Source organism: Natronospirillum sp. (assembly GCF_022565775.1).
GTDB lineage: Bacteria > Pseudomonadota > Gammaproteobacteria > Pseudomonadales > Natronospirillaceae > Natronospirillum.
This window is the reverse complement of the sequence record NZ_JAIUMC010000100.1, coordinates 1-11,443: the sequence shown is the minus strand read 5'-3', so window position 1 is coordinate 11,443 and position 11,443 is coordinate 1. Positions and strand designations below refer to the sequence as shown.

Here is an 11,443-nt window from a genome sequence, read left to right as displayed (position 1 = left end):
GCCTTGCTGGGCCCCAGCGGCTGCGGCAAGACCACCACCCTGCGCATGATTGCCGGGTTCGAAACGCCGGATCAGGGCGATATCGAGCTGCGCGGACGCAGCGTGCTGGACCTGCCCGCCCGGGATCGCCATATCGGTGTTGTCTTCCAGGACTATGCCTTGTTCCCCCATCTGAACCTGCTGCGCAATGTCATGTTTGGCATGCACCAGGTGGAGCGCCAGCAGCGGGCAGAGCGCGCCCTCGAGTGGCTTGAACTCGTCGGCCTGCGCAGCTTCGCTGAACGCATGCCGGATGAGCTGTCCGGTGGCCAGCAGCAGCGCGCCGCTTTGGCGCGCACTCTGGCCGCGGAGCCAACACTGGTGCTGCTGGACGAACCCTTTTCCAACCTTGATGCGGCACTGCGTGAAAGCACCCGGATCGAAGTGCGCCAACTGCTCAAAAAGGCTGGAACCACGGCCATTCTGGTGACGCATGATCAGGCAGAAGCCCTGTCCTTTGCAGACCGAATCAGCGTCATGCAGGAAGGCAGCCTTTGCCAGACCGGTACACCCGAAGCCGTCTATCACACCCCGCGCACCGCCTTTGTGGCCGAGTTTCTGGGGCATACCAATCTGCTGGTGTGTCAGGCGGACGGCAATCGAGGAGCAACCGAGCTGGGCACCCTTGAACTCGACATGGAAGGGAGCGGCGAGGTAATGATATCGCTGCGTCCGGAACATCTCTCACTGAGTGCCAGCTCCCCAGAGCAGGCCAACTGCGAAGTCGTCAGTCGAGAGTTCCGAGGTCATGACAATTTCTATCGGGTGCGTGCCGGTGCCATCGAGTACAAGGTACTGGCCCCCTATGATGTCGTGCTGGAAGCGGGCGCGCCTGCCCTGCTGAAACCGCAGCAGCCAGGTGTCATACTGCACGACTGATGCTCAAGTACCCCACGTTCATTCGGGACAATGCCACGCTGCCGGGCGTCGCCATAGACGCCGACGTGCGCCTGGAATCAATGATCTGGGGTGGTGCCCTGTTTCTTCTGGTGGCTATAGTGCTGGGCCAGTTTGCTTTTCGAGCCCAACACAACCTGCCGCAACGCGGAGGCACTTAAAACAGTGAGCCATAATCCCGTTCGAGTTGCTCGAACGACAACTGCCCGATAAAGCGACCGAATGACAGCCAGGTGGCCAATCCGCGCAGATCGCGAAAATGCGGCGGTATAAACCTGGGCGGCGTAATCACCCCCTGGTCATGCAATTCGGTAATCAGCCGAAAATCATCAATCGACAACTTGCCCACCAGCAGCAACGGCAGCCGTTCGATGCGCCCCAATTGTATGGCGACGCGGATCAGGTTGTAGGTCAGCACAAAGCCTTTCACATACGCCAGATCCTTGGTGAACGGCAGGCCATCCGGCGTACTGCCGCGAAACACGCGCTGGGCCAGGGTATAGGCCGTTTCTGCAGTGACCCCCTGATCCACATAATGGCGGTAGATGTCGATAAAGGTGGCGCCATCCGAGGCCATGGCGGTGGCCTGTACCCGGTTCACCAGTTTGGCCAGTCGCCGCGGGGTCGATTTCAGGGTAATGATTTCGGTCAGCACGGCCAGACCCTCCTGGGTTACGGTTGCACTGGGGGTCCCCTTGCTCAGGCAGGTCAGCCAGGGCTGGGCGAGCCCGTTCTGGGTGGTTCCGACATGAATCCAGGCCTCGTGCACTTCGAGGATATCAAGCTCGCGCTGGGAAAACCGGACATCCTGATTGAGCTTGATGCTGTCACTGCCTGCCGCCGCATCGCTGACAATGCCGTCGGACAGCATGATGTTGACCGGCACCTCCGGCATGCTGGCATCCACCTGAGCCTGCAGGCGGCGCATGGCCTCTTCTGCCGGAATATCCTTGGGCTCTTCGGGCAACTGATCGCTGCCGAGCAGGCCATTCAACGGCTGCTGCAGCATATCGGCCAGCTCTGCCAACGTCGGCTCACCGGCATGAAAGGCATCGTGCGAGTCGCCAAACAATTCGACCGACAGTTCATGAAATTCGCGCGTGCCGCGGGATTCCAGCATGCGGATCACATCCCGATATTCGCGGCACATGCGGCTCATCAGTTGCGTCATCGGGTTGAGCTGACCCAGCTTGCGTACCGCATCGCGCTGCAGGTCGGAAAAAGCCTGGCGCAACTCTGCCGGCTCGAACCCCAGCGGCCGGCCGGCGTAGTACTCACGATCCACGGCCGGGGCCCGCTTGCCTTTGTGGCGCAGAAACTCTTCGCGCACGCTGCGATCCCAGTTGACCGCATCCAGAATGCGAATGGGCGCCTGCAGTGCGACCAGGCGATCTGACAGTTCCCGCGCATGGTGGAGAATAGGGTCAGTGGGCATTGCGGCCATCCTGAGCATCTGTTGAAAGTAAGGTCAGATGGTACACTAACCCTTGCGGAAATTGCCGAGTCAAAAGGTCCGATTTTCAAAATGCTGTCAGACGATCAACTGCTGCGCTATTCACGCCATATCTTCCTGCCCGATATCGATATCCGGGGTCAGCAGGCGCTGGCGGATGCCCGGGTTCTGGTGCTCGGTGCCGGGGGTCTGGGCAGCCCTGTGTTGCTGTATCTGGCGGCCGCCGGCGTTGGGCACCTGGTGATCAGCGACCCGGACGTAGTTGAACTGTCGAACCTGCAGCGCCAGATCGTCCATGACAGTGAAGGTCTGAACCAGAGCAAGGTTGAATCGGCGCGCCATCGCCTGCTGGCCATGAATCCTGAAATACAGGTAACCGCTCTGCCCCGCGCACTGGACGACCAGGAACTGCTGCGCCAGGTGCAGGCCGCTGACGTGGTGGTGGTGGGTACCGACAATTTCGCCAGTCGCCACGCCGCCAATCGCGCCTGCCTGCAGGCCCGCATACCACTGTTATCCGCCGCCGCCATCGCCTGGGAAGGTCAGATCAGTACTTTTGACAGCCGCCGGGAAGACTCCCCCTGCTTTGCCTGCCTGTATCCGGACAGTGATGATCAGGCACTCAATTGCGCCGAGGCAGGCGTGGTATCACCGCTGGTCGGTGTGCTGGGCAGCTATCAGGCGCTGGAAGTGATCAAGCTGATCACCGGTGCCGGAGAGCCGCTGGTGGGTCGCTTGCAGTTGTTTGATGGCAAGAGCGGGGAATGGCAGACCCTGCGTCTGAAGCGCAATCCGCAGTGTGCGGTTTGTTCGAAGTTGTAGGCGCCAGCCTTGGCCGCGCTTTGGGCCGCAGGCCCCTTGCAAAATCGGCCAGGGGGCTGGCCTCCTACGGAACACAGGCACCATAACACCGTGGGATCGCCGGTCCGACGCCTCGGCCCCGTTGCGCGATGGGGCCGCAGGCCCCTTGTGTTACTTGCTGGTATGCCGGAAGGCACCATCCCAATTGTCGCTCAGTGTCTGTGTGCGCAGTTCGGCAATACGGCCCAGATAAACGGTATACAGCTTGGCGCGCTGCGGAGTGGCACTCTGCAGCAGCGCGGCAAAGGCATCAGAGGCTTCCTGCCATTTCCGCTGCCGGTGCAGTTCCCAGGCCTGTTCATAGGCTTCAATTTCCGCGAGCAGTTCCGGGGTGGCCTCAGTGTCACGGCACACCGGCTCATAGGTCCGCACCGGTTCGGTTTTGCCCTTGACGATGATCAGGTCGATAAAGCGAAACACATACCCCGTGCATTGATTGCGCGTGTGCTCGCTGATCAGGATGTCGACACCATAGTATTTGGTCAGCCCTTCGAGTCGGGCCCCCAGATTGACCGCATCGCCAAGCACTGTATAAGCCTTCCGGTACTCCGAGCCCATGTCGCCCACATTCATGAAGCCGGTATTGAGCCCTATGCCCACCATGATCTCGGGCAGTCCGTCCGCCTTGAACTCGGGCTTGAGCGCATTGACCATGTTTATCTGATCGACCGCTGCATCCAGCGCATCCTGCGCATGGTTCGGGTTGTCCAGCGGCGCGCCCCAGAAGGCCATGACCATATCACCCACATACTTGTCGATGGTGCCCCGACGCTCAAAAATGATGCGGGTAATTGGCGTAAAATAGCGATTCAGCAGATCTTTCAGTTCCGTCGCCGACAACTGCTCGGAAATGGTCGTAAAGCTGCGGATATCGGAAAACAGGACGGTCAGTTCCTTGTTGTCGCCCTGGAAGCCAAAGTCGTCATCCTCGGCTTCCAGCATCCGGTCGATGTGCTCTGCCGGCACGTACTGGCCGAACATCGAATGCACTTCCCGGCGGGTTGCACGCTCACGCAGGAACCCTTCGAGCATGGTAAAGGTGCCAAGCACCAGGATGAGAAACAATACGGCAGCCACCGGCACATCAGCCCAGTGCTGCACCCAGGCCCAGTAGTTCAGCCCCACCACCACTGCCGCACAACCCAGCGTGGTTGCCAGCAACGGCATGGGGCCGAACCGTCGGAACCAGAAGCTGAACAGCAGGCCCAGCGCCAGCATCAGCAAAGCAGTGAACAGGTGGGTATTGTGCAGTTGATGGCCAATCTCGCCGGTGATCAGGCCGTTGATGATATTGGCATGCACCTCCACCCCGGGGTAGGCACTCTGCAGGGGCGTTGCCCGCAAATCGAACAGGCCGATGGATGAGGTGCCCACCAGCACAATAGATCCCATCAGCAGATCCTGTTCTTCCTCGGTCAGGCGCCCTTCGATCACGTCCGTGGCGGAGATATAGGGGAAGGCCCCCTGGGGCCCGGCATAGGGCACCATGACCCGGCTGAAGGCATCGGTATTTATGCGGTTGGGCCCACCCTCGGAGGCTACATCGACCGAGCGAAAAATACGTCTCGACCCATCCGGAATAATGCGGAAACTGACTTCATCGGGTCCATACAGGAAGTAGTTGTAGACCGCAGCCAGCGCCAGGCTGGGGTAAAGGTTGCCATCCAGTTCCTGCAGCAGAGGCACACTGCGAATCACACCATCCAGATCGGGCCATGAGTTGATCAGCCCGGCTGAATCTGCGGCTTCCTGCAGGGCGGCAAGGTTGCCCACATAGCCCTGCCCGCCAATGGTCACCAATGGGCTCTGCAGTTCTCTTGGCACATCAGGATCAAAAACCGGTGCCAAAGGTTCCGGCAGCGCACCCTCCCGCACCCGGTCATCCGGATACAGAGTAAAACCGAGGATGGCACCCGCATCACGCAAAGAGTCGGCAAACATCTGGTCGAAGTCCACTTCATCCTGCAGGGCAGCCACCAGCCCGGCAATAGAGTCATCATCCAGAATGTCCGCCATTTCCAGCGCCATATTGCGCTCCGGCTCCGAGAACACGACATCGTAGGTAATGGTATAGACTCCGGCATCGAGCAGACGGTCATTCATCTGTGCGACGACCGAGCGCGACCAGGGCCACCGACCCTGTTCGGCGAGACTCGGCTCATCGATGTCGATAATGACAATGGATGGCTCCGCCGTTACCTCAGGCAATGGCAGGAGGCGCAAGCGGGTGTCGTAATACAGATAGTCGAGGCGTTCCAGTACATTGGAGTCATACACCGGAGAATCACGTCGAATCTCCTCCCCCACCAGCACCAGTGTGAACGCCAACAGCAGCAGCGCCATCCAGTAATGACGGGCAATATTGAGCGCTCTGCGGGTCCACTTTCTGAGGCGACTGCGCGGTTCCACGCTGCGTTACTCCATGCCGTTTTTTTCGGGGAACGCAGCCGAGTACAGCAGAACTTGCGTCGGATGCCAAGCAGCCTGTGCTAAACTGGCGCGAAAACAGAGAGGAGACTGCAGATGGCAGTGAAAAGCGTGGCCCTGGTGGCCCACGACAACAAGAAAAAGGAACTGGTGGACTGGGTCTCGCGCAACAAAACCCGTTTCGCTCAATTGAAGCTGTTTGCTACCGGCACCACCGGCAAATTGCTGGCCGAGCGACTGGGGCGCGATGACGTGGTCAGACTGCTCAGCGGGCCGCTGGGCGGTGACCAGCAGATTGGTGCCAAGATCGCCGAAGGCGAAATCGACGTACTGGTGTTTTTCTGGGACCCACTGGAACCCCAGCCCCATGATCCGGACATCAAGGCGCTGCTGCGCATTGCGGCCCTGTGGAATATCCCGGTGGCCTGCAACAGTGCAACGGCGGAGTTCATCCTGACGTCAGCCTACATGACCGACGATCAGCACCAGATCGCCAAGCCGGATTTCTCCTATTACACCACCCGCACAACGCCCCAGTAGCCGGTGTCAGAGACGAAAACAGGACGCCGGATCAAACTGCACCAGGTCCGGCACAATCAGGTCGGCCTCGCGGAGTAAAGTGGCACTGCCCACACCGACGGCAAACATGCCGGCTGACTTGATGGAGGTCACACCAGCTTCCGCGTCTTCAAATCCCACGCAATTGACCGGCGCCACTTTCAAACCCTGAGCTGCGGTCAGAAAGATTTCCGGATGGGGCTTCGGGTAGGTGATGTAGTTGGCGTCCGCTATATAGTCGAACAGATCCATCAACTGCAGTGCCTCCAGCACGGCAACGGCGTTGCGACTGGCCGACGCCAGAGCCCTGCCAATACCGGCCTGCTGCAACTGCTCCAACAGCTCACGTGCCCCGGGCAGTACATCATCCGATGTGAGACTGGTGATCAGTTCGATGTAGCGCTCGTTCTTGCGTGCCGCCAGAGCCTCCTTCTCAGCCGTTGAATAGGCACGCGCGGCATATTCAAGCACTATGTTGAGCGAGGTCATGCGATCCACGCCCTTGACCCGGTCATCGACCACCTTGGGTATGTCGAAGCCCTCGTCGGCCGCTATGCTTTTCCACGACAGATAGTGGAAGCGCGCCGTGTCGGCGATAACGCCATCGAGATCAAAAATCGCTGCTGTGTAATTCCGCATGCTCATGCCGTGTGCACTCCTGCTGTGAATTCAGGCGACGAGAGGCCGCGTGAACGGGGTCTGCCCCGACAGTTCCAGTCTTTCGTTGTCATGATAAATGATGAGATCACCACCCTCCGGCAATCGGTAGACCACCTGGTCGCTCTCTCCGACCTGCAGTTCCAGCAGGCAGCCCCGATGACGCAGCCGAAAGCGGTAGCCACTCATGCCGGCACCCTGGCGCGGACGAAAGCGCAGCAAGCCGTCCCCGGTGGGTCGCATGCCGGCAAACCCCTGCACCATGCAGAGCCAGGTCCCACCCATACAGGCGGTATGCACCCCATGCTCTGTATTGCCATGATGATTGTCCAGGTCCATTCGGGCCACCTCGGAAAAATAGGCGGCAGCCTTGTCGTCATAGCCCAGCTCGGCGGCCAGGATACTGTGAATGCAGGCCGATAACGTGGAGTCGTGTGTGGTGACCGCCTCATAGTAGGCAAAGTTGCGCCGTTTTTCCTCTTCGCTGAAGCGGTCGCCGAGCAGCAGCATGGCCAGCACCAGGTCGGCCTGTTTGCACACCTGATGGCGATAGATCACCAGCGGATGGTAATGCAGCAGCAGCGGGTAGTGATCAGCCGGAGTGTTGGCGAAATCCCACGGTTGCTTGTGCAGAAAGCTGTCATCCTGCAGGTGCAGCCCGCTGTCGGCATCCCGAGGCAGATACATCTGCCGCGCGGCGCGCACCCAGTCGGAAATCTCCTCATCGGTGATGGCAAGTTGCGACAGTAGCCTGTCTGCATCCTCCGGGTAGTCACGACGCAGCCATTCGGTCAGCTCTACCGCATGTTCGAGGTGGGCCTGGGCCATCAGGTTGGTGAAATAGTTGTTGTTGACGATGGCGGTGTATTCATCCGGGCCAGTCACCCCATTGATCACAAACCGGTTGTCGTGGTTCGGAGCAAAGTAACCCAGGCACAGCCACATGCGAGCGCTCTCCAGCACCAGCTCGGCGCCTGCCTGACGCATGAAATCATCATCGCCCGTTACTGCATGATACTGTCGTACCGCATGGGCGATATCCGCATTGATATGATACTGGGCGGTGCCGGCCGGATAATAGGCCGAACTTTCACTGCCACCAATGGTGCGCCAGGGAAAAAGACACCCTCGCTCGATGTTCATCTCCCGGGCACGTTCCCGAGCGGCGTCAAGAATCGAGTATCGATACATCAACAGGTTGCGGGCCAGTTCGGGGCGGGTATAGAGAAAGAACGGCAGGATGTAGATTTCGGTATCCCAGAAGTAGTGGCCATCATAGCCATGTCCGGTCAGCCCTTTGGCGGCTATGTTGTTGAACCCGTCACGACCGACAGACTGATACAGATGAAACAGGTTGAAGCGCAGCCCCTGCTGCAGGGATGGATTGCCGTCAATGTCGATATCGGCATCGCGCCAGAACGCCGCCAACTCAGCACGCTGAGCCGCCAGACAAGCCTCGAAATCGAGCCCGGACAGCGTGTCCAAACGCTGCTGCAGCGACTGCCAGTTGGCTTCGAGTTCAGACTCGGGCTCGTCACCCGCTGGCCGATACGCCGCATAGGCCACATGGCGAGTCAGCTTGAGCGCTTCTCCGGGTTGCAGCAAGGCACTCGCCCGCAGGGCCGCCCGGTGCGGCTCGGCGACCCAGTCCTTGTCCACGCTGGCCACCGACTCGAACCGGTGTGAAGCCTGTGTCAGTATCCGGAACCCGGAACTGCGCAACTGCACGGCCAGCCCCTGAGTCCGCATATCGGCGACGGCGCGCAATGACTCAAGGTCTTCCGGATTGACCGCTGACCCGACACGCGGGTCATCACTGGTTTGCGCCAACCCGGGCAGGCCGATGAGCTCCGGGGTCATGACCACGGATACGGGCGTATCCAGCGCAGTGATTTCATACTCCAGCAGGGCGAGATCCCGCTCGGCCAGTGACACCAGGCGTCGACTTCTGATGCGCAGGCGCTGTCCCTCAGGAGACTGCCACACCAGGCTGCGTTCCACCATGCCCGTCTGCAGATCAAGGAACCGGTGGTAGTCAGTCACTGAGCCGACAGAGATATCCAGCGGCTTGTTGTTGATCTGCACCTGCAAGGCAAACGGGTCAGGAGCAGAGGCTATGCGCTCGTTGTTGCGCGCATAGCCATAAGCACTTTCTCCGTACTGAATTGGCTCGGAGAAGTAGATGCCATTCAGGTAACACCCGCGTTCCGCTTCCTGGCCGGACAGACCCTCCTCGAAAGTACCCCGAACCCCCAGAAAGCCGTTACCCTGAGCGAACAGGGTAGCGTGCAATGCATAGCGTTCCGGATCCGGGGTGGATTCAATAATACCCCATTCGTTGATTTCCGAAGCTGAAGTTTGGTTGCTGCTCTGATGTTTCATGGAAAGCACTGCCTGTACCTGATACTGCACTGTCGGAGGCCAACGTCCCCGTTAACCACAGCTATACTCAAGGCGCCACACTTTACCCAATAGCTGACGAGCCCGCAATCGATTGCACCATCAAGGCAATTGTGGATAATCTGCAAGCTGTGAAACATCATCGAGGATGCCAGAATCAAAGGAGTATGCGCGCAGGATGACCAGTAAAACCGGCGCCAGTGTTTCCATGGCCGATATTGCCCGCCTGGCCGGCGTGTCTGAATCCACCGTGTCCCGGGCACTCAACAACAACCCGGCCATCAACGTGGACACACGCGAGCGAATCCACCAGATCGCGCACAAGCTGAACTATCGGATGAATATGGGTGCACGCAATCTGCGCTTGCGCCGTACTCATACTGTCGCAGTCGTGATCAACACGGAGATCCAGACCGGCCAGTCCTTCACCGATCCCTTCATGATGGACATGGTCAGCATGATCGCCGATGAGTTGAACCGCAGCGGCTACAGCCTGCTGTTCGCCAGCACCTCATTGAACCGCAAGGACTGGCACACCCATTTGATTGCCTCGCGGCGGGCCGATGGCATCATCATCATTGGCGCCGGCAAGTACGATCTGCCCATCAAGAACCTCTATGCCTCCGGAGACCCCCTGGTGGTCTGGGGCTCGACCCGCGACAAGGCCCCCTACTGTGTGGTCGGCAGCGACAATGTCCAGGGCGGGCGCCTGGCGACAGAATATCTGCTCAAGCAGGGCCGAACCCGGATTGCCTTTCTCGGCGATACCCGGCATCCGGAAGTACGCGATCGTCACCAGGGCTATACCGATGCGCTGACCGAGGCCGGACTGGCTCCGGTGAATGAAAAGCTGTTGCTGAAAAGTTTTCGCTATGACTCGGCTCAGGAGCGCCTGGAAACCACATTGCGCCAGATCGAAAGCCTGCCCTTCGATGGCCTTGTGGCGGCCAGTGACATGGTGGCCATGGGGTCTATCAAGGCGTTGCAGAACTGTGGCTACCGGGTACCGGACGATGTGTCAGTGGTGGGCTACGATGATATCCCGATGGCCAATGTGTTCACCCCTGCCCTGACCACCGTGCGTCAGGACATCGAACGCGGGGCCAAACTGCTGGTGAAGAAGATACTGACCCAGATCAAAGAGCAGAAAGCCAACTCCACAACCCTGCCCGTCAGGTTGGTACGCCGCGAGTCCTGACCCGCGTCAAGTCAATCGACTAGAAGGACTCTTCCAGCAGCGGCGGCATGGGGCAGTCCAGAATCTCGCCGACGGCTCGGAACACCTCGGCCTCCGCCGGTCGCACCGTGCCACTGTGCTCAATCGTGCGTGCCATGGCCTTGAGCAGCGCCGGCTTCTGCAAGGGCTTCAGCCGCCGCAGCTTGCCCATGGCCCGATTCAGCGTGGCAATACCACACTGCTCCGCAGACAGGCGCGCCAGGGCAAAGGGCAATTCCTTCTCTGCCGTTTTCAGGGCAGAGCGTACGTCACGCTCGTTGTCCTGCCCCGCCTGAGCCAGCACATTGAGCAACACAGCGCACTCTTTGCGGCAATCTTTCAGGGTGAGCGTACTGACACCGGGTGACTGTTCACGCAAGTTGTGCTGCAGAATCTGGAACAGAGCCCATTCAAAGAGGCTGACCTTGCCATCGGCCTTGATCAGCAGACCCAGACACCTGCGGAAGATCTCCACCTGTTTGCCGGACAGGGTTTTCAGGGCCGGTATCGCCAGCTCTACCAGGGGCAGGCGCAACCGGTCGTCAAGCAGCAAAACCGTACTGGCCAGACGCATCAGCTCCCGATACACATCCGGCAGTGCTTCCTTTTCCAGAGCTTCCAGTTGCTGCGTGCGTATGTCAGTGTCCTGACTGAGCAACAGCGCATACATCAGGGCACGCGCTGCATAGGGCTGATGAGCAGCCTCCTGCAACTCATCGGGCAGCGCTTGCAATGTGCGCCGGGCATACGCCAGATGGTCGCTGCCAGGCTGACCGATGGAGGCAATCGCATGGCGGGCAGAGGCACCGGTCAGCGCGATAGCACCCAGTGCTGTGGCGGCGCGGTCAGGTGAACCGCCGGCAGCCTTGGCCTCTTTTGCTGCCTGCGCCTCCTTCGCACTGGCGCCGGCTGCCGGCCAGGTGACCCGGAACCGG

The 11,443-nt window shown here is 59.8% G+C and carries 9 protein-coding genes and 1 pseudogene; 5 read left to right on the top strand and 5 right to left on the bottom strand.

What is annotated here, in order from left to right; translation table 11 throughout:
* Both LAT62_RS14195 and LAT62_RS14190 read left to right on the top strand, forming a co-directional pair.
* Nucleotides 1–918: ABC transporter ATP-binding protein (locus tag LAT62_RS14195; protein WP_293385301.1), on the top strand; the 918-nt coding region annotated here is incomplete at its 5' end.
* On the top strand, nt 918–1,097 hold the full coding sequence (locus tag LAT62_RS14190) for a hypothetical protein (protein ID WP_293385298.1): 180 nt from the start codon (nt 918–920) through the stop codon (nt 1,095–1,097). The genes LAT62_RS14195 and LAT62_RS14190, both read left to right, overlap by 1 nt.
* On the opposite strand, the gene LAT62_RS14185 is transcribed toward LAT62_RS14190, so the two are convergent.
* A complete protein-coding gene (locus tag LAT62_RS14185) occupies nt 1,094–2,371 on the bottom strand; it encodes a flavohemoglobin expression-modulating QEGLA motif protein (RefSeq protein WP_293385295.1) in 1,278 nt (425 codons plus the stop codon). The genes LAT62_RS14190 and LAT62_RS14185 overlap by 4 nt on opposite strands.
* A gap of 90 nt (nt 2,372–2,461) precedes the next feature.
* On the opposite strand from LAT62_RS14185, the gene LAT62_RS14180 reads away from it, so the two are divergent.
* On the top strand, nt 2,462–3,211 hold the full coding sequence (locus LAT62_RS14180) for a molybdopterin-synthase adenylyltransferase MoeB (protein WP_293385292.1): 750 nt from the start codon (nt 2,462–2,464) through the stop codon (nt 3,209–3,211).
* 150 nt (nt 3,212–3,361) lie between these two features.
* Here the strand turns inward: LAT62_RS14180 and LAT62_RS14175 are convergent, their stop codons facing one another.
* Nucleotides 3,362–5,659 carry a CHASE2 domain-containing protein gene (locus LAT62_RS14175; protein WP_293385289.1) on the bottom strand — a complete coding sequence of 766 codons (2,298 nt, stop codon included), beginning with the start codon at nt 5,657–5,659 and terminating at the stop codon, nt 3,362–3,364.
* Nucleotides 5,660–5,773: 114 nt separating this feature from the next.
* Between LAT62_RS14175 and LAT62_RS14170 the strand changes: the two genes are divergently transcribed.
* A complete protein-coding gene (locus LAT62_RS14170; RefSeq protein ID WP_293385286.1) occupies nt 5,774–6,217 on the top strand; it encodes a methylglyoxal synthase in 444 nt (147 codons plus the stop codon).
* A gap of 6 nt (nt 6,218–6,223) precedes the next feature.
* On the opposite strand, the gene pgmB is transcribed toward LAT62_RS14170, so the two are convergent.
* Together pgmB and LAT62_RS14160 are read right to left on the bottom strand one after the other, a co-directional pair.
* Nucleotides 6,224–6,880: a beta-phosphoglucomutase gene (gene pgmB / locus LAT62_RS14165; RefSeq protein WP_293385283.1), complete on the bottom strand. Its 657-nt coding sequence runs from the start codon at nt 6,878–6,880 to the stop codon at nt 6,224–6,226.
* Between the two features lie 24 nt (nt 6,881–6,904).
* Nucleotides 6,905–9,274 (bottom strand): glycosyl hydrolase family 65 protein, encoded by a 2,370-nt coding sequence (locus tag LAT62_RS14160; protein ID WP_293385280.1) that lies wholly within the window; start codon nt 9,272–9,274, stop codon nt 6,905–6,907.
* Nucleotides 9,275–9,470: 196 nt separating this feature from the next.
* Between LAT62_RS14160 and LAT62_RS14155 the strand changes: the two genes are divergently transcribed.
* Nucleotides 9,471–10,490, top strand: a complete 1,020-nt coding sequence (locus LAT62_RS14155) for a LacI family DNA-binding transcriptional regulator (protein ID WP_293385277.1) — start codon at nt 9,471–9,473, stop codon at nt 10,488–10,490.
* A gap of 19 nt (nt 10,491–10,509) precedes the next feature.
* Here LAT62_RS14155 and LAT62_RS14150 read toward each other — a convergent pair.
* Nucleotides 10,510–11,443: pseudogene (locus LAT62_RS14150) on the bottom strand (peptidase); the annotation flags it as partial.

Bases quoted from the DNA above. Each gene is read 5' to 3' on its own strand.
- LAT62_RS14190 (WP_293385298.1), top strand. From the start codon at position 918: ATGCTCAAGTACCCCACGTTCATTCGGGACAATGCCACGCTGCCGGGC.
- LAT62_RS14185 (WP_293385295.1), bottom strand. From the start codon at position 2,371: ATGCCCACTGACCCTATTCTCCACCATGCGCGGGAACTGTCAGATCGC.
- LAT62_RS14180 (WP_293385292.1), top strand. From the start codon at position 2,462: ATGCTGTCAGACGATCAACTGCTGCGCTATTCACGCCATATCTTCCTG.
- LAT62_RS14170 (WP_293385286.1), top strand. From the start codon at position 5,774: ATGGCAGTGAAAAGCGTGGCCCTGGTGGCCCACGACAACAAGAAAAAG.
- pgmB (WP_293385283.1), bottom strand. From the start codon at position 6,880: ATGAGCATGCGGAATTACACAGCAGCGATTTTTGATCTCGATGGCGTT.
- LAT62_RS14160 (WP_293385280.1), bottom strand. From the start codon at position 9,274: ATGAAACATCAGAGCAGCAACCAAACTTCAGCTTCGGAAATCAACGAA.
- LAT62_RS14155 (WP_293385277.1), top strand. From the start codon at position 9,471: ATGACCAGTAAAACCGGCGCCAGTGTTTCCATGGCCGATATTGCCCGC.